Here is an 18,424-nt window from a genome sequence, read left to right on the forward strand (position 1 = left end):
GAGTAAATTTGAGCTGGTTACGCGAATATCACGCTATATCCATCGATATAATCATGAACGGATTCATACCTATGAATCGAACCTAGTGATGTAAAAAAAGTGTCTAACTTATTGACATACGAGCATAGGCCTCTTTATCGGTTGCGTCCAGGTCAGAATACTTGATCCCTTGTTCGACCACGAAAGTATCGAGGCGTAGCTTTTCACAAGCGTAAAATTCGTCGACCGTTAGTTCTTCAAAAGATTTTGCTATCCACATATTTCTACATCCTTTTCATTTTTTAGTATACTGGTGGTTGCAGATGCAACATTAAATCACCGAGGTAAGCATAATGCTTGAATATGATATCTTCCGTCAGATGGGTGCCATTTCCCGTCGTGCCATGATGATGATGAACCATGAGGTCCAAGAATTTGGATTAGCGAATAATCTTTTCTTGTACCTGGTTCGTATCGTCGAGCATGAGGGATTGACACAGTCGGAGTTGGCGACGCTCATTCAAATTGATAAAACCACGTTGAGTCGGGCTTTGAAGAAGCTCGAGGACCGGGGCTACATTGAAAAAGTCGCTGGCGAAGCCAACCGTAATTTCAAACGGCTCTATCCCACCGAAGCGGGGAAGATGATCTACCAAAAAGTTATTCAGATTGAACACGACGATGTCTTTGATAAGTTAGCCGCTCTGAACTCGGAAGAGAAGGAGCAACTGATGGCCTTGCTCTCAAAAATAAATTAATGGTTAAAAATAGTTTAACACAAACAGTTGCAAATGCAACTGTTTGACTTTATACTTGTTCATTATCAAGAAAAGTTTGGGAGACGAAGACGTGAAGAATCGATTAATAACAAGGTACTGCTTTTTTCTACTGGGCCTCTTTTTAGTGACACTTGGGAATTCCTTTACCATTTTGTCAGGAGCAGGCAATGGTATCTGGACCGCTGCTTCGCTTGGTATTGACCGGGTTACGGATTTACCATTGAACGTGATTTTGTTCAGTATTGGCTGTCTTGTTATTTTGGCAAACATCCTATTGCAGGGCCATTTTTCCTGGTTCTATTTGGCTGGTGAACTACTCTTTGTTTTCTTCTTCAGTGAATTGATTCAGTTCTTTGTTCGTCATTTATCTTTTTTGCATGGTTATATGACGAGTGAAGGCGCCAGAATTGTATTAGTTGTTTGTGGTATTGTCGTTGTTTGTCTGGGAACTTCCTTTTACCAGCGGGCTAACCTCTGGATGTACCCAACGGATTCGTTAACCGATATTTTGGCTCTTCGATTCTTTGCTGGTAACGTCTGGAAGGGGCAGTTACTGGCCTTTCTCCCGGCAGTGTTGATCATTGTTCTGGTCTTCTTTAAAGAGGGGCAGTGGGTTGGTATTCAAATTGGAACGGTGCTGGCACTGATTGCGAACGGTGAGTTAATTGCTTTCTTCCACAAGCATGCTTTCCCATTTTTGAAACACAATTAAATATTGAATGAATATAAATTAGAACTTTTCCAAAGTAGCGTTACAATAAAAGTGATGAATACTTTGGAGGAGTTTTTTTAATGTCGAATAAAAATAAAACTTGGGATCCAAAAAAAGTCTCACATCGTTTTTGGATTTTAGCTGTTTCCTTAGTGATTACATCGGGAACAGCGATTTCGCCGGCTTTACCCGCTATGCACGAAGCCTTTATGGACTATCCAACGACGCTAATCGACATGGTGGCGACTGTTCAGCAGATTCCAGCCTTTATTGTCCTCTTATTTTCTAGTCGGTTGGCCAACCGTTTTGGCATTAAGCGGATTGTTTTAAGTGGAATGCTTTTGATGGCCATTGCCGGTGTGGCACCTGTCATGATGGATAATATTTGGTTAATTTTACTGGCACGAATCGTCTTTGGTATCGGAATTGGAATGACGAACTCCTTGGCCATCACACTGGTTAACCTTTACTACGAAGGGGACGATCAAGCACAGATGCTTGGGAACCGTTCCGCCTTTGAGCCAATTGGTGTTTGTGCCATTAACTTGCTAGCTGGGTTCTTGCTGAACATTAATTGGCAGGCAGCCTTCTTGGCATATGGCTTTATCTTTATTGTTTTGCTTGGTTTCTGGAAAGTCGTGCCCGAATACCACATGCCAAAGCAGGAGAAAAAGAAGAAGGCCAAGTCCAAGCTCTCTTGGAAAATCATTTGGCCCGCTCTCTTCTGTGGCTTTTTGACGATTGGAATGGCCATTGTCAACGTGCTCACACCATCGGTCGTTGTGATGAATGACATCGGAGATGGCACAACGGCCTCCTTAATTATTACGGGATACACGATTGCTTCGATGTTAATGGGCTTCCTCTTTGGGGCAGCCTTTAAGGCTTTTAAGCAGTATGTTTTAGTTGCTGGTCTTCTTTGCATGTCTGTTGGAACGATTTTGATGAACTTTGCCACGGATATTTGGTCTTTGAGTTTGGCAGTTGGTATTATTGGATTGGCCTATCCACTGGCTGGTACCTATATCTTTGATATGGTGGACAGCCATGTGGCCAAGTCTGAAGACGGCCTGGCTAATTCGATTTTGCTAGTCGGTTGTAACGTGGGAACGGCCTTTGCGCCAGCCATTGTGTCCTGCTTGGAAGGGTTTGCCCCATTTTCCGGTAGCCAACCTGGAATTGGTGTCTATGGTTTGATTACAGCAGTTCTCACGGTGTTGACTTTGGCAGTCTTGCTTTTGAAGAAGAAAAGCTAAAAATATTCTGTGAAATTCTTGACTTTTACAGATGCCCTTGAGATAATATTAAGGTTCAAGTGCATATCGTATTGACGAAATAAAATGCCGGAAAGGAGGGGAATCGCATGGCAAAGGTCATTGTTCGTAAGAACGAATCTTTGGATGATGCATTGCGCCGTTTCAAGCGTGGTGTTTCTAAGGACGGTACTCTCCAAGAATACCGGAAGCGTGAATTTTACGTAAAGCCTTCAGTTGAACGTAAGTTGAAGTCTGAAGCTGCACGTAAGCGCAACAAGAAGAAGAACAAGCGTTAATTCGTTTGTAAAAACGCCACTTTGTGGCGTTTTTTTTGTGCCCTCGTGGTAAACTATAAATAACTATAGATACTTTTTAAAAGGAGTGGGTGTAATGAGCTTATTAGCACAAGTACAAGAAGATATGAAGACGGCGATGAAGGCCAAGGATAAGAAGACTTTGGCCGTTGTCCGCCAGATTAAGTCCGCTGTGATGAACGAACAAATCAACTTGGGTCACGACTTGACTGAAGAGGAAGAATTGAGCGTTTTGTCACGTGAAGTGAAGCAGCGTAAGGAATCAATTGCTGAATTCAAGGAAGGTGGCCGTGAAGATTTGGCTGCTGATACGCAAGCTGAATTGGACGTTTTGGCAAAGTACTTGCCAGCCCAACTCTCAGAAGATGAAATCAAGGAAGTGGTTGCAGCTGCCATCGAAAAGACTGGTGCTACTTCACCTAAGGACATGGGTAAGGTTATGGGCATTGTTTCTGCTCAGACTAAGGGTCGCGCCGATGGTAAGGTTGTCGCCGACACAGTAAAGAAGGCATTGGCCAACTAAGGCCCGCCTCGAGGAGTCAGACGGAAAAGCAGGGGAGACCCCGCTTTTTTGACTTTTATAGAATAAGAAGTTTGGAGAAAATCATGAACGAACAATTAGGACAGATTATTAAGGCCAAAGTGACCGACGAAAACGGTGAGTATTTCTACGCTCAAACCGACGGTGGTCATACTTATGAAATCGATAAGGACGAGTTGATGAAGCCTTTGAAGATTGGTGGCTACGTCACTGGTTTTGCTTATCAAAACGAAGACCACCGCTTGCAGATTACAAAAGCGGTACCAGACGTTCAAAAGGATCAGTATTCTTGGGGAAAAGTCGTGCAAGCACGATCTGACCTTGGTATCTTCGTTGATATCGGTTTGGCCAACAAGGACCTAGCTGTTTCGTTGGATGATTTGCCAACGATGAAGGAACTCTGGCCAAAGAAGGGCGACCGTCTGCTTCTTTCAATCAAGGAAGACAACAAGGGCCGTCTCTGGGGAAAGCCAGCCCAACAAGACATCATCCAGGCTGTTTCCCGCCAGGCCCGTTTGGGTGCTGGTATTAAGAAGGGTGATAAGATTAAGGCAACCGTTTACCGGAACAAGCTGGTGGGAACGCTGGTCATTACTGATGACTACTGCCTGGGCTTTATCCATCCTTCCCAGCGTGAAGTGGAACCTCGTTTAGGTGAAGTGGTTGAAGCCCGTGTCTTGGGTGTTAACGACCGCGGCATCATCAACCTCTCCTTAAAGCCTTTGGCTTACAAGGTGATGGACGAAGACGCCCAGTTCCTACTCTTGCAGTTGCAACGTAAGCCTGAACACTTCCTGCCATTTAACGATAAGTCTGCTCCTGAAGACATCAAGATGCAGTTTGGCTTCTCAAAGTCCCAGTTCAAGCGTGCCTTGGGCCGCCTGTACAAGGACCACCTAATTGAGATGGTGGATGGCGGAATCAAGTTGACCGATAAGGGATTGGGCAAGTAATGTTACCCCAGGAAATGGCCGACTACTTACGGGTCATTCAGGTAGAACGAGGGCTGTCCCAAAACACGGTCAAGGCCTACCAGCAGGACTTAACGACTTTTACAAAGTTCTTAGAGGAACAAAAAAAGTCGGTCCAGCAGGTCGACCACGTTTTGGTTTTGACTTTTTTGAACCAATTACGTGCCAAGGGGCGTGCGAACACTTCGGTTGCTCGGATGGTCACCACCTTGCGGAAGTGCTTTGCCTATTTGAAAAAAGAAGGCATCGTTGCACATGATCCGATGCAAAATATTAAGCCACCTAAGAAGGCTCAGCACTTGCCAGCGGTCTTAACGATTGAAGAAGTTGACCGTTTATTGGATGTGCCGGATTTGACCAAAACACTGGGAATTCGTAACAAGGCCATGTTGGAGTTAATGTACGCAACGGGACTACGTGTCTCGGAACTGGTGAACTTGACTTTAGCGAACCTGCACCTGGATCTGGCCTTAATTCAAACGATTGGAAAAGGGGACAAGGAACGGATTATTCCGGTGGGTGAAGTGGCCGTTGACTGGTTGAAGACCTACCTACGTGATTCACGTCCGAAATTGTTGAAAGACCAAAAGGCTGACCAAATCTTTTTAAATGACCACGGTCGTCCGATTAGTCGTCAGGGTGTCTGGCAGTTGATTAAGAAGTTGGTGAAAGAAGCGGGGATTGAAAAGGATGTCTCACCCCACACGCTGCGCCATTCCTTTGCCACGCACATCTTAGAGAACGGTGCAGACCTACGAATCGTTCAAGAACTCTTGGGCCACTCCGACATTTCAACCACACAAATTTACACCCACATTTCAAAGGGACGTCTGACTCAAGTTTACGATCAGTACCACCCACGAGCATAGGAGGACATATGTTAGTTCAGCCAAGACCAGATGATGAAAAGACCATTATGGGTCTCTTTTCATTGGTACCAGACTTAAGGAACGTGAAGTACCTTAACGAGACCATGGAAGCTTACAAGCAGGATGGCTACTATCTCTATTTCTTTCAAGATGAACCACATGATCCAATTACTGGTTTGTTGGGCTACGAATTGTATGAGGAAAAAGTCGTTTTGGTCCGTCACGTGGTGGTGACCCCTGGCTCGCCAAAGAAGGCAACGCAGGCCCAAATGCTATCCGACCTCCAGGAGCGTTATCCTGACCGTACCTTAGTTGGAACTTTTGATACACAGACTGCCATTGATAAGTGGAGAAAACATTATTAAGCCGGCTGATTTAACAATTAAAATCACAGACTTTGAGGGACCACTGGACCTGCTCTTGCACCTGATTAAAAAGCATGAGATGGATATTCTATCCTTGCCAATTGCCCAGGTGACCGAACAGTACCTGGATTTCATTAAAAAGCAGCAGGCCATGCAGTTGGATGTGGCTGCTGAATACCTGGTCATGGCGGCGAAGTTGATTCGAATTAAGTCCAACGATCTCTTACCTCAACCAGAAATTGAGGATGAGTTAACGGATGAAGGCGAACTTGACCCAAAGCAGGAACTGATTAACCGTTTGTTGGTTTACCAACGTTATCAGCAGGCGACCGGTTTCTTTGATGAACGGCAGGAAGTGGGGATGAAGTCCTTTGGGCGACCAGCCCTGGTGGATGAAACGCCGGAAGAAGAGCGTCAACTGACTTTGGCACCGGGATTGTCTTTGGTTGATTTGCAGTTGGCCTTTGACAACGTGATTGCTCGTCAAAAGGACTTAGTGCCTCGAACCCGTCAAGTCCGTTCGGACAGTTATACGATTGGGGATGGGATTAAAACCATTGAGTCCAAGTTGGCGGTATTGCCAGATGATGAGTCCTTGACTTTTACAGAGCTATTTGACGGTTTGTACTATGCCGACCGATTAGTGATGACCTTCTTGGGACTGTTAGAAATGTCCAAAGAGAAGAAGTTAGTAATTTGGCAGGCGGATTTAGAAGACGAAATTTTAATTAAAGCGGTGAAACATGAACGCGATATCGCAAATTGAAGCCCTGCTCTTTGTAGCAGGTGAAGATGGCCTTTCAGCAGCTGAATTGGCTAAGTTAACTGATTATGAAAAGGGTGCTATTCCAGGATTAGTGGATGAACTTTGGCAGAAGTTAAATGATGCTGAGGACCCCTTAACGATTCGCTCGGCCGATGGACGTTATGTCTTGGTGACGAAGCCGGCCTACGGCAAGTTAGTATCGAAGTACTTTGATTTACCTGTTAACAGTAAATTGACCCAGCCTCAGCTCGAAACCCTGGTAATTGTTGCTTACCAGCAACCCATTACCCGAGTGGAAATTGATCAGATACGTGGTGTCCGTTCAGCCGGAACACTTCAGAAGCTGCAGCTCCACCAGTTGATTGAGGCGGTTGGCCGAAAGGAAGAAGTGGGACGTCCCATTTTGTATGGAACAACAGCAGACTTCTTGGACTACTTTGGTCTTGGTTCGCTTGCCGATTTGCCAGAACTCCCAGATATTCACGATGTGATTCTTTCAGATGAACAGCGAGATGAATTGGCACTCTTTGATGAAATTGATGAAGAGGGCGATACGGTTCATGATGAGAATGAAAGCGAAGATGGCGAAGTTGCCGGTCAAAAGCGCGTTGATTTAAACGATAAAGAAGATAAATAAGAAAGAGGAACAACATGGCAGAAAATGGTGAACGATTACAAAAAGTAATGGCCCAAGCCGGTGTTGCTTCACGACGAGGGGCTGAAAAGATTATTCTTGAAGGCCGAGTAGAAGTGAACGGTGAAATCGTTTCAAAACTTGGGACGAAGGTTCAACCAGGTGATGAAGTGAAAGTCGACGGGGTTCCAATTGATGGCTCTGAAAAGAAGGTTTATTACCTGTTGAATAAGCCCCGTGGCGTTGTGACGACTGCCTCAGATGATAAGGGCCGTCAGACGGTTGTGGATCTTTTGAGAGACGTTGACGCTCGTGTTTATCCGGTTGGCCGTTTGGATTACGACACAACAGGTGTCCTAATCATGACTAATGATGGGGAATTAGCTAATCAGTTGATGCACCCTAAGGGTCGTGTCGATAAAGTCTATACGGCGAAGGTCAAGGGAATTGCGAACATGGCTGACTTGGCTCCTTTGAAAAAAGGAATCATGTTAAAGGGCCGTCGTACGGCACCGGCCAAGGTGGCGATTGAACAAGTTGATCACGATCGTAAGGTATCCTTTATCACATTGACGATTCACGAAGGACGTAACCATCAAGTGAAGGACATGCTCTTTAAGATGGGTTATCCAGTTGAAAAGTTACGCCGTGATCGTTATGCTTTCCTTGATTTGGTTGGTTTACAGCCTGGAGACTACCGTGATATTTCACACGACGAGGTGAGGCGCTTGAAGGCAGGAGATTACCGTTTCCTACGTCGCAAGTAATTGATATTTTAGATTGGAGCGCTGACAGCGTTCCTTTTTATTTGATTTTGTATTGTAATTACGACTACCTGTGCTAGAATAAAAAACGTTAACTTAATAAAACTTCGGGGTCGGGTGAAAATCCCAACCGGCGGTGAAGCAGTTTTTCTGATAAGCCCGTGACCTGTTTTCTAACAGCTGATTTGGTTCGAATCCAAAGCCGACCGTAAAGTCGGGTATAAAGAAGTTTAAAGACAGCTCTTTTTAGCTGGCCTTTATTTTGCCCCGCGTGAGATATCGGCCTTTTTTTATGGCCAAAAGGAGTAAAAATGACACATCACGCGACAAAACGTTTAACAATCTTATCGGTTCTCACAGCAATTTCCTTTGCTTTGACGATTTTTCCTAAGATTGCGATTTTACCAGCAGCATCCTTTTTGAAAATCGACTTCTCCATTGTGCCGGTTTTCTTGGCACTATCCTGGTATGGATTCGGATCGGCCGTTTTAGTTTTGGTGGTTCGAACTTTATTGAAGATTATCCTTTTCAACGAGGGGGTTAATACCTACATCGGGATGCCGGTGAACCTAATGGTGGCGATTGCCTTTGTTCTGGCTGTTACGATTGCTTGGCAGGTTGACTGGTTTAAGCGTTATCCGCTTGTTAAGCAGGGTCTGGCCCTTGTCTTAGCGATGGGCTTGATGACTTTGGTAGCTATTTTAATGAATATTATTTGGGCAATCCCACTCTATTCATCAATGGCACATTTTGACATTGAAAAGTTCATTGGAATTAAAACGTATTTGTGGGGCATGGTGCTGCCATTTAATTTGATTGAAGGTGCGGTTTGGTATTTGGCTAGCCTTGCGACTTTATCGGTTTTAGCACCTTTTAAGAAAGTCTTTCAACCTTAAGAAAAGGTTATCAATTTACCTCGTTGATTCGTGTTAGACTGAAAATACGAATGAAATTGGAGGCATACCCAATGAATAACGAAGGTGTCGTTCTATCACGTAAGAATCGTTTTGATGGACCTAAAAAAGAAAATAAGCCAAAGCAGGAGAAGAACCATGGTGGCCTTGTCGTCTTCTTGGTTTTCCTTTCCTTGTTCTTGTTGGCCTCTGCGCCAGTCTACGGTATGATGAAGAATCAGCCAAAGTTGACGAAGACAAGTACTTCTTCTTCAGATAAGACGAAGCATAGCAAGCAGGCAAGCACAGCCAGCTCTTCATCCGATACAGCTAGCCAGGCTACGTCAGATACTGCTGATAGCAGTTCATCAACTGCAAGCTCAGCTTCATCATCTGCTGCAGCTGCTTCATCTGATCAACAGGCTGCTGCAACCGCAGCGAATGCTGATACTGCTGTTCTAGCAGCTAATCAGACTTTGTACAACTTTGCGATTACACACAATACGTCACCAGCCAACATTTGTGCATTGAACCCTGGCGTAACCACGACTAATTATTCTCAATATGCTGGACAAGCATTGAAGATTAAGTAATTGAAGGTAGTAAATTAATCATGACAAAACCCGCTTTTTTCCAAGTTGCCATTGACGGACCAGCATCAGCCGGAAAGTCGACAATTGCAAAGATTTTGGCTAACCAGTTACATTACGTTTACGTTGATACTGGTGCCATGTACCGAGCAATTACCGTCGCTGCTAAGAAGGCGGGTCTTTCTTATGATGACGAAGCCGGAATTACGGCTTTACTGCCTGGTATTAGCATTGACTTCAAGCCGGGTACACCCGTTCAAAGGGTGTTCTTAAACGGCGAAGAAGTAACGGAAGAGATTCGTTCAACTGAAATTACCAATAACGTTTCTTTGGTTTCTTCTTACGCAGACGTTCGAGAGGACTTGGTGAACAAGCAGCGTGAAATGACCGAATCAAACCCAGTGATTATGGATGGCCGTGACATTGGAACAACCGTTCTTCCAAACGCCCAGGTTAAGATTTTCTTGATTGCATCGGTTGCTGAACGTGCCGAACGTCGTTACAAGGAAAACAAGGCTAAGGGCATGGATGTTGATCTTGAAACGCTCAAGAAAGAAATCGAAGAGCGTGATTACAAGGATTCACACCGTGCCATTTCACCACTGGTAAAGGCAAAGGATGCCATTGAAGTTGATACAACCGGTATTAGCATTGACGGTGTCGTTTCTAAAATCAAAACAATTATTGAAGAGCACCAAGCATAAAGCTTGGGGCTTTTTTTCTTGCTAAAACAGAGAAAAATCTGCTAAAATGTAAGTAATAAGTGTGTGGTTCGAGCACGAGTTTTGATGAATTATTACGAATCAGTTAATTTTTTTCTAATTAATACTAGGAAAAGTCTCGAAGCTCTGATAAAATACCCTTATAAGTGTAAATGTAGGAGGACGTTTGACGTCATGAGTGATACAAACAGCGAATTACTAGCAGCTCTTGAAAGTGCTGATCAAATTAAGGTAGGGGATGTCGTAACTGGTGAAGTTTTGGCCATCGACAACGATAACCAAGCAGTTATCGGTTTGCATACCGGTGAAGAAGGAGTTGTGCCAGCGCGTGAGTACTCTGACGATCGTAGCGTCAACTTGGCCGACGACTTGAAGGTTGGAGACACAATTGAAACTGTTGTTGTTTCTAACGTAACGTCAGACAAGGAAGGGGTTGCATACCTCTTGTCAAAGAAGCGTTTGGAAGCCCGCAAGGCATGGGAAAAGCTCTCATTTGCTGAAGGCGATGTAGTTGATGCAACTGTTTTGAACGCCGTTCGCGGTGGTTTGATTGTTGATGTACAAGGAATCCGCGGATTCGTTCCAGCATCAATGGTTGCAGAACGCTTCGTTTCTGATTTGAACCAATTTAAGGGACAAGACATCAAGGCCGAAGTTATCGAAATCGACCCAGCCAAGGCTCGTTTGATCTTGTCACGTAAGGCTGTTGCCGCACAAGAACGTGCTGAAAAGTTGCAAGAAGCCTTCTCACGTTTGACTGTTGGTGAAGTTGTTGAAGGTACTGTTGCTCGTTTGACTGACTTCGGTGCATTCGTTGATTTGGGTGGCGTTGACGGTTTGGTTCACGTTTCTGAAATCTCACACGACCGTGTTAAGAACCCAGCTGACGTATTGTCAAAGGGTGAAAAGGTTAACGTTAAGATTTTGGCCTTGGATACTGAACGTGGACGTATTTCATTGTCAATCAAGGCCACTCAACCAGGACCTTGGGATGAAGTTGCTGAAAAGGCCCCAGCTGGTACTGTTCTTGAAGGAACTGTTAAGCGCGTTAAGGACTTCGGTGCTTTCGTTGAAATCTTCCCTGGTATCGAAGGTTTGGTTCACGTTTCACAAATTTCACACAAGCGTGTTGAAAACCCAGCTGACGTTTTGAAGTCAGGTGACAAGGTTAAGGTACAAGTCTTGGACGTTAAGCCACAAGAAGAACGTATCTCATTGTCAATGAAGGCTTTGGAAGAAAAGCCTGCTAACAAGCGTGAAGATAACCAAGATTCAAACGGTGCTTCACGTGCCGATGTTGCAGCTTACCAACAAGAAGATGAAGGTGCCGCTACTTTGGGCGACCTCTTCGGTGACAAGTTGTAAGATGACATAAAAAGGCTGGCTTGCCAGTCTTTTTTTATATTTAAAAAAGAAAGGAGCAGATTATGGCAGCACCAATTGTAGCTGTTGTCGGCCGACCAAACGTCGGTAAGTCAACGCTCTTTAACCGTATTGTAGGGGAACGAATGGCAATCGTTGAAGATTTGCCCGGCGTTACCCGTGATCGTTTATACGCTCGTGCAGAATGGTTAAACTATGACTTCCGTGTCATTGATACGGGAGGTTTGGAAATGGGGAATGCCCCATTCCTTACAGAAATTCGTGGTCAGGTTGAAGTGGCCATTGATGAAGCCGATGTGATTATCATGGTGGTTTCTGGTCGTGAAGGATTAACAGCCGATGATCAGGCCGTCGCTAACTTGCTTTACGGAACGGATAAGCCCGTTGTTTTAGCAGTTAACAAGGTTGATAATCCCGAGATGCGTTCGGACATCTATGACTTTTACTCCCTTGGATTAGGCGATCCTTACCCAGTTTCTGGTTCCCACGGAATCGGATTGGGTGACGTCTTGGATCAGGTTGTTAAGCACTTCCCAGACGAAGCCGCCGTACAAGATGATGAAGCCGTTCGTTTCTCAATTATTGGGCGTCCTAACGTTGGGAAGTCTTCAATCGTTAACGCTATCTTAGGCGAAGACCGAATGATTGTGTCAAACATTGAGGGAACAACCCGTGACGCCATTGATACACGCTTTATGACTCCTGATGGTGACGAGTTCGTGATGGTTGATACGGCCGGAATTCGTAAGCGTGGTAAGGTCTATGAGAATACGGAAAAGTATTCCGTTATGCGTGCCATGAAGGCCATCGATGACTCTGAAGTGGTCTTGATGGTTTTGGATGCCGAAACCGGTATCCGTGACCAAGATACTCACGTTGCGGGCTATGCCCACGATGCTGGTAAGGCCTTGGTTATCGTTGTTAACAAGTGGGATGCCATCGAAAAGGATACGCATACCATGCAGGACTTTGAGAACATGATTCGGGATCGTTTCAAGTTCTTGGACTACGCCCCAATTGTCTTTGTTTCTGCGAAGACGAAGCAGCGTTTGGACCGTTTACCAGACCTTATTATGTCTGTTAACGAAAACCACCAGAAGCGTATCTCTTCATCAATGTTGAATGATGTTTTGATGGATGCTTTGGCAACCAATCCTGCGCCAACGGATAATGGTCGTCGTTTGCGTGTTTACTATGCAACGCAAGTTGCTGTGGCACCTCCAACTTTTGTTGTCTTTGTGAATGATGTTGAGTTGATGCATTTCTCATATCAGCGTTTCCTTGAAAACCAAATTCGTTCCGCATTTGACTTTTCAGGAACCCCAATTAAGCTAATTATTCGTCAACGTAAGTAAAAAGACTAGAAAGCCTATTAAATTAACGTTTCAAGTGTTAAAAATAGGGCATTTGGCTACACATTTTAATTTAGTTGTGCTAAGCTTGTCTTATGGAAGTTGCTACGGTAGCGTTCCCACCCCAACTGCGAGTATTTCGCCAGCGGGTATTCTAAATTAAGATTTGCAAGGAGATTAGGAATGGCAAACAAGCAAGAATTGATCGATTCAGTCGCAATGAAGACTGGTTTAACAAAGAAGGATGCTGACAAGGCTGTTGCAGCCGTATTGTCATCAATCGAAGACGCCTTGAAGAAGGGCGAAAAGGTTCAATTGATTGGCTTTGGTAACTTCGAAGTTCGTGAACGTGCAGCCCGTAAGGGACGCAACCCACAAACTAAGGAAGAAATCCAAATTCCTGCATCAAAGGTTCCTGCATTCAAGCCTGGTAAGGCATTGAAGGAAGCTGTTAAGTAATAAACTTTAAAGCACCCGCGAGGGTGCTTTTTTGTTACACTTTTTTATCTATGAAATGTTAGTGAAATTCTTGACAAATTAAATTAAAAAAAGTACAATAAATTCAACATTTAGAAAAGTAAGTGAGCAACTTAAGGAGTTATTCATGAAAGTAGCAGTTATTGGAGCCACCCACGCCGGCGTTTTCGCCGCTAAGCAGACGAAGGCAGAACATCCTGACGCACAGATTGATGTTTTCGAAAAAAATCACACAGTTTCATTCTTGTCCTGTGGAATCGCTTTGTGGATTGGGGACCATGTTTCTTCACCAAGTAAGATGTTCTACGAATCACCTGAATCATTGACCGAACAGGGTATTACCATGCACATGGGAACTGAAGTGACGGAAGCCGATTTGGCTGCCAAGCACTTGGTTTATAAGGACCTTGCATCTGGTAAGGAAACAGCTGCTGATTACGACAAGATCGTGATTACAACTGGTTCAAAGGCTATTAAGCCAAACTTGCCTGGTATCTATTCAGATAAGGTCTTTGACTCAAAGAACTGGGATAACGCCAACGAATTGAAGGAAGCAACTTCAGACATTAAGTCTGCTATCGTTATTGGTGCTGGTTATATCGGTGCTGAATTGGCTGAACAATTGTCAGTTACTGGTAAGAAGGTTACTTTGATTGACGGTTTGGACCGTGTCTTGGCTAAGAATACTTCAGCCGACTTTTCTTCACGATTTGAAGAAGAATACAAGAGCCACGGTGTTCAACTTGAATTGAACCAAATGGTTTCATCTTTTGAAGACACGGAAAACGGTGTGAAGGTAACTACTGATAAGGGAACCTACGAAGCTGATATCGCTATCTTAGGAATTGGATTCTTGCCTAACACTGGTCTCTTCAAGGGACAGGTTGATATGTTGAAGAACGGTGCCATTGAAACCAACGAATACATGGAAACTTCAGTTCCTGACGTATTTGCTGCTGGTGATGCCGCAACGGTCTTCTACAACCCAACTGAAAAGTACGACTACATTCCTTTGGCAACGAACGCTGTTCGTCAGGGAATCTTGGTTGGTAAGAACATCGAAAACAAGGCAGTTGCTTACCAGGGAACACAAGCAACTTCAGCCGTTGAATTGTACGACTTGGCTTATGCTGCAACTGGTTTGACTAAGGAATCAGCAGCCATGAAAGGTGTTGATGCAGAATCAGTAACGATTTCTGAAGACTACCGTCCTGACTTCATGTTGAGCACAACTGAGGTGCAAGCATCTTTGACTTGGGAAAAGGGAACTGGCCGCATCGTCGGTGGTGCCTTTATGTCAAAGCATGACATTTCACAGGCTGCTAACTTGATTTCATTGGCCATCGAAAACAAGATGACCATTGACCAATTGTCAATGACTGACTTCTTCTTCCAGCCAAACTTTGGTCAACCAATTAACTATGTATCATCTGTTGCAATGGCAGCTGTTGCAAAGGCTTCAAAGTAATATCAATATAAAAAAGAGACTTCGGTCTCTTTTTTTAATTTAGCTTAACAAAGTTAGATGGAAGACTTACAATAGGGGTGTAGAGAAGTGATTGTCTAGAGTCATTATAGATAATCACTAATAAATGAAAAAGGAGAATGATTATGCGAGAGTATAAAGGTGAACGAAACTGGTGGTCAATCGCTGTTGGGGCCTTATTTATTGTGATGGCCATTGCGATTTTTAGTCGACCACTATCAACTTTGGTTTCTTTGTCCTACCTGTTTGGGTTCCTTGCTTTGCTTCACGCTTTCATTGTTGGTTACGAAGCTTGGTCAGATCGTAAGATGGCACAGGCAAGTTCCGGCTGGTGGATTGTAACCGTTGTTTTGGATATTGTGATTGCCGTGCTCTTTATCGGTCATATCATGGCTGGTATTTCAGTAATCGGTGTTCTCTTTGCCATTTGGTTTATTTGGGATTCAATCTTTGAAATTTACATGGCTCGTGTCGTTCGTCCATTGAGCGGGGGAGCTGCCTTCTGGACAACCCTTCTTGGATGCATCTCTGTATTCTTGGGATTCGTGATGCTCTTCTCACCAATGTTAGCAGCGTCTGTCATGGTTTGGATGATTGCTTTCTATCTGTTGGCTTTCGGAATTTTGATTGTGGCACGCTCACTATAAAAAAGAGATTAATAAAAATAGCTTGCATTAACAGACGAATATCGTTAATATAATACTCGTATTTAATTGCATAAAGAACTGGGGTACCTTTTTGGTTGAGATAACACCCATTGAACCTGTCCGGTTAATACCGACGTAGGGAGTTCGCACAATAAAGCTATTTAGCAACCGTTTGTGTTAGACTCCGTCTAATGCAGACGGTTTTTTATTGCGATAAATCAATGGTTCCCCTTCAAAAAAAGGAGGAAAAGCATGAAAAATACAAACAAGTGGACACTTCGGGACGCCATCTTATTGGCAATGATTGGAATTATCTTTTCGGTCATTTACTTTTTGATGGACCCGGTATACCAAGTACTAACCGGTGCCTTTGCAGCGGTCGGCTTGCAGGCCTTTACCGGATCTTTCACCATCGGTGTTTGGATGATGGCAGGGCCTTTGGCCGCTTATATTTTAAAGAAGCCCGGAACGGCATTGCTAGCTGAAATGATTGGTGCAGCCGGTGAAATGTTCATGGGTGGTTACTGGGGAGTGGCAACCTTGCTTTCTGGTTTGATTCAGGGTGCTGGTTCTGAACTTGGTTTCACCTTAACGGGTTACAAGAACTGGAAGAATGGTTTGTGGTTATCAACGTTGACTGGAACAGTGGTGACCTTTATCTGGAACCTCTACCATTCTGGTTATATCAATTACTCAATTCCAATGATGGCTGCACTCTTTGTTGTTCGTTACCTATCCATCTTCTTCTTTGGCGGTGTTTTGGTGAACTGGATTGAGAAGCTTTTGGATCGTTCACACTTTATGTCTCCTGTTGAAGAAGCAGAATAGGAGTAGGGTATATGGCCTTACTTGCAGATCAGTTAGGCGTTGCTTACCGGAAGGAGCACATCTTTTTCAATCTCGACTTAGAAATCCACCCGGGGTCCTTGACCCTGATTATGGGAGAATCTGGTTCCGGTAAGTCGACCTTGCTGAAAGCACTGGCGGGACTATATCCGCAGTATGGTGGAAAGCTTTCTGGTTCTGTTAGCTTAGACGGAAGAAAGTTGACAGAGATACCGGCTAACAAGCGAGCTGCTGAATTAGCACTGCTTTTTCAAAATCCAAAGGAACAGTTTGCCATGCCAACTGTGGAAGAAGAGTTAGCCTTTGCTTTGGAAAACATTCAAGTTGATGAAAAAAACATCGAACAGAGAATTGACTTAGCTTTAAAGAAGGTTGGAATAGCTGAGTTTCGTAACCGTTCTTTACAAACACTTTCCGGTGGTGAGTTGCAGAAGGTGGCTTTGGCCGAAGTGTTGGCGCTGCGCGCACAGTATATTTTGTTAGACGAACCCTTTGCCTCGGTTGATCAACAGTCGCGTAAGGACTTACAGGAACTGCTATATGAACTGTCAAAAGAGGGCTACGCGGTTGTGGTTGCGGACCATGAGTGGGCTGGCTATGCTGATAAGATGAGCGACTTTTACCGCTTTGATGACGGTCAGCTGAACCAAGTCGCACAAGATAATTGGCCGGCGGAGGTTAAACCCATTGATTATCCACTATCCAAGCCAAAAAATAGCCATACCATATTTACAGCCGAATTTTTGAGGATTCGAAATGACCACCGTCTGCTAATCTTTCAAGAGGAGCTGGCCATTCACGAGGGGGAAGTGATTTTGATAACTGGGCCAAACGGTTCTGGTAAGTCTACTTTCTTAAAAGCCCTTGCAAAGTTACAGGAATACGAGGGAAGCATTCGCTTTGAAGGTAAAGTACTCAAGAAGTGGAAGGCGGCCAAGTATTACCGGCGGGTCGGCCTTGTCTTTCAAGAGGCGCTTGACCAATTTTTGTCCATTACGGTTGCAGAGGAAATTGAGCAGGTTCTAGCTAATTCCTATGAAGCGAATTACTGGACAAGGGACCGCGTTGATTGCCAACTCCATGAACTAGGGTTGGGCAATTTATTGAGACGGTCGGTTTATACGCTTTCGGGTGGGCAGCAAAAGAAACTGCAGGTAGTACTCATGCTAATTATGGCACCTCAGGTCCTACTATTAGACGAACCCCTGGCTGGCTTAGATGAGCATTCGGTGCAAAAGGTCTTAGCTTTGATTCATCACTGTCAAAGGGAGTTCGGCTTGACGGTCATTTATGTGTCCCATCAAGTTGAGCCGATTCTGCCTTACATCGACCGCCACCTTCAATTAGAACAGCATCAATTAGTTGAAGAGAAGGAGCTTGCACAATGAATGCCAGTCAGCGACTGTACTTATCACTACTGATTTCACTGGAGGTTGCCTTAACACAGTCTTTTACTTTAAATGTTGTTTTGTACGTTTTCTTTATCGGCTTACTGCTCTTCCAAGGGATTCGGATTCAGCGTATCCTGCGCTACCTTTTCATTGCGCTCTTACCTACGCTGGCTACTTTCTGGTCCTTCTACCTTTATTCGGTAGGAAACTTGTCAGAACGGCTACACACGGCTTATATGATGGGGTCACGTGTCGGCCTCTTCATCTTTGTGGGGGCCTGGTTAACCAACGTGGTGAGCCCCTCGGTTTTGCTAAAGTCATTGGAAGAGAATCTGAAATTATCGGCCACCTTTATTTATGGGATGCTAGCCGCACTCAATTTCATTCCGCGTTTTAAGCAGACTTTTCGGAGTATTCAAGCCGCTTCTTACATGCGGGGACAGGCTGTTCATTGGTATCAGCCCACGCTTTATTTTAAGGCCTTGATTCATGCCATTCGTTGGTCAGAAATGTTAGCGATGGCGATGACTTCCCACGGTTTCCAGGAGGGGGCCACGCGGACTCGCTATCGTTCATACCCATATCAGAAATTTGGTTTTGTCTGGATTGCCCTGATTATGTGTTCGACCTTTATTGTCCTCTATCTATCACAGTATTAAAAAAGTGCTCGAAAGATTGATTCTTTCG

The 18,424-nt window shown here is 44.4% G+C and carries 22 protein-coding genes and 2 riboswitches; all 22 genes read left to right on the plus strand.

Annotated features, from left to right (window positions below):
• Positions 1–332: 332 nt before the first annotated feature.
• The 22 genes from H7198_RS04460 (at position 333) to H7198_RS04565 (ending at position 18,396) form a co-directional block, all read left to right on the plus strand.
• Entirely contained in the window at positions 333–737 is a 405-nt protein-coding gene (locus H7198_RS04460; protein ID WP_274458585.1) for a MarR family winged helix-turn-helix transcriptional regulator, read from the plus strand.
• A gap of 145 nt (positions 738–882) precedes the next feature.
• Positions 883–1,470, plus strand: a complete 588-nt coding sequence (locus H7198_RS04465; RefSeq protein ID WP_274458586.1) for a hypothetical protein — start codon at positions 883–885, stop codon at positions 1,468–1,470.
• A gap of 80 nt (positions 1,471–1,550) precedes the next feature.
• Positions 1,551–2,726: an MFS transporter gene (locus H7198_RS04470; RefSeq protein ID WP_274458587.1), complete on the plus strand. Its 1,176-nt coding sequence runs from the start codon at positions 1,551–1,553 to the stop codon at positions 2,724–2,726.
• A 107-nt stretch (positions 2,727–2,833) separates the two neighbouring features.
• Positions 2,834–3,022, plus strand: coding sequence for a 30S ribosomal protein S21 (gene rpsU / locus H7198_RS04475; protein WP_010690912.1), 189 nt, complete (start codon positions 2,834–2,836; stop codon positions 3,020–3,022).
• A gap of 94 nt (positions 3,023–3,116) precedes the next feature.
• Entirely contained in the window at positions 3,117–3,563 is a 447-nt protein-coding gene (locus H7198_RS04480; RefSeq protein WP_091501802.1) for a GatB/YqeY domain-containing protein, read from the plus strand.
• Positions 3,564–3,646: 83 nt separating this feature from the next.
• Complete coding sequence (locus H7198_RS04485) at positions 3,647–4,534, plus strand: CvfB family protein (RefSeq protein WP_274458588.1); 888 nt, start codon at positions 3,647–3,649, stop codon at positions 4,532–4,534.
• Between the two features lie 14 nt (positions 4,535–4,548).
• On the plus strand, positions 4,549–5,421 hold the full coding sequence (xerD, locus tag H7198_RS04490; protein ID WP_274458589.1) for a site-specific tyrosine recombinase XerD: 873 nt from the start codon (positions 4,549–4,551) through the stop codon (positions 5,419–5,421).
• A gap of 8 nt (positions 5,422–5,429) precedes the next feature.
• Positions 5,430–5,786, plus strand: a complete 357-nt coding sequence (locus tag H7198_RS04495; protein WP_274458590.1) for a riboflavin biosynthesis protein RibT — start codon at positions 5,430–5,432, stop codon at positions 5,784–5,786.
• A complete protein-coding gene (locus H7198_RS04500; protein ID WP_274458591.1) occupies positions 5,761–6,552 on the plus strand; it encodes a segregation and condensation protein A in 792 nt (263 codons plus the stop codon). The genes H7198_RS04495 and H7198_RS04500 overlap by 26 nt, the downstream gene beginning before the upstream one ends.
• A complete protein-coding gene (gene scpB, locus H7198_RS04505) occupies positions 6,530–7,189 on the plus strand; it encodes an SMC-Scp complex subunit ScpB (RefSeq protein ID WP_274458592.1) in 660 nt (219 codons plus the stop codon). The genes H7198_RS04500 and scpB overlap by 23 nt, the downstream gene beginning before the upstream one ends.
• A 14-nt stretch (positions 7,190–7,203) precedes the next feature.
• Complete coding sequence (locus tag H7198_RS04510) at positions 7,204–7,953, plus strand: pseudouridine synthase (protein WP_274458593.1); 750 nt, start codon at positions 7,204–7,206, stop codon at positions 7,951–7,953.
• Positions 7,954–8,049: 96 nt separating this feature from the next.
• Positions 8,050–8,185: riboswitch (FMN riboswitch) on the plus strand.
• 76 nt (positions 8,186–8,261) lie between these two features.
• Complete coding sequence (locus H7198_RS04515) at positions 8,262–8,846, plus strand: ECF transporter S component (protein ID WP_274458594.1); 585 nt, start codon at positions 8,262–8,264, stop codon at positions 8,844–8,846.
• Between the two features lie 71 nt (positions 8,847–8,917).
• The gene (locus H7198_RS04520) at positions 8,918–9,436 is read left to right on the plus strand and encodes a peptidoglycan-binding protein LysM (RefSeq protein ID WP_274458595.1); all 519 of its coding nucleotides are present in this window, start codon (positions 8,918–8,920) and stop codon (positions 9,434–9,436) included.
• A 20-nt stretch (positions 9,437–9,456) separates the two neighbouring features.
• Complete coding sequence (cmk, locus tag H7198_RS04525; RefSeq protein ID WP_274458596.1) at positions 9,457–10,137, plus strand: (d)CMP kinase; 681 nt, start codon at positions 9,457–9,459, stop codon at positions 10,135–10,137.
• 192 nt (positions 10,138–10,329) lie between these two features.
• On the plus strand, positions 10,330–11,520 hold the full coding sequence (rpsA, locus tag H7198_RS04530; protein WP_091501786.1) for a 30S ribosomal protein S1: 1,191 nt from the start codon (positions 10,330–10,332) through the stop codon (positions 11,518–11,520).
• 62 nt (positions 11,521–11,582) lie between these two features.
• On the plus strand, positions 11,583–12,893 hold the full coding sequence (gene der / locus H7198_RS04535) for a ribosome biogenesis GTPase Der (RefSeq protein ID WP_274458597.1): 1,311 nt from the start codon (positions 11,583–11,585) through the stop codon (positions 12,891–12,893).
• A gap of 180 nt (positions 12,894–13,073) precedes the next feature.
• Positions 13,074–13,349, plus strand: coding sequence for an HU family DNA-binding protein (locus tag H7198_RS04540; RefSeq protein WP_010690891.1), 276 nt, complete (start codon positions 13,074–13,076; stop codon positions 13,347–13,349).
• A 145-nt stretch (positions 13,350–13,494) separates the two neighbouring features.
• Positions 13,495–14,835 carry an FAD-dependent oxidoreductase gene (locus H7198_RS04545; protein ID WP_274458598.1) on the plus strand — a complete coding sequence of 447 codons (1,341 nt, stop codon included), beginning with the start codon at positions 13,495–13,497 and terminating at the stop codon, positions 14,833–14,835.
• Positions 14,836–14,978: 143 nt separating this feature from the next.
• On the plus strand, positions 14,979–15,500 hold the full coding sequence (locus tag H7198_RS04550) for an HdeD family acid-resistance protein (RefSeq protein WP_274458599.1): 522 nt from the start codon (positions 14,979–14,981) through the stop codon (positions 15,498–15,500).
• Between the two features lie 69 nt (positions 15,501–15,569).
• A riboswitch (TPP riboswitch) is annotated at positions 15,570–15,659 on the plus strand.
• A 93-nt stretch (positions 15,660–15,752) separates the two neighbouring features.
• The gene (locus tag H7198_RS04555) at positions 15,753–16,328 is read left to right on the plus strand and encodes an ECF transporter S component (protein WP_274458600.1); all 576 of its coding nucleotides are present in this window, start codon (positions 15,753–15,755) and stop codon (positions 16,326–16,328) included.
• Positions 16,329–16,339: 11 nt separating this feature from the next.
• Positions 16,340–17,734, plus strand: coding sequence for an ABC transporter ATP-binding protein (locus H7198_RS04560; protein ID WP_274458601.1), 1,395 nt, complete (start codon positions 16,340–16,342; stop codon positions 17,732–17,734).
• Positions 17,731–18,396: an energy-coupling factor transporter transmembrane component T family protein gene (locus H7198_RS04565; protein ID WP_274458602.1), complete on the plus strand. Its 666-nt coding sequence runs from the start codon at positions 17,731–17,733 to the stop codon at positions 18,394–18,396. Before H7198_RS04560 ends, H7198_RS04565 begins: the two co-directional genes overlap by 4 nt.
• Positions 18,397–18,424 lie beyond the last annotated feature (28 nt).

Source organism: Fructobacillus sp. CRL 2054, from assembly GCF_028764065.1.
Classification (GTDB): Bacteria; Bacillota; Bacilli; order Lactobacillales; family Lactobacillaceae; genus Fructobacillus.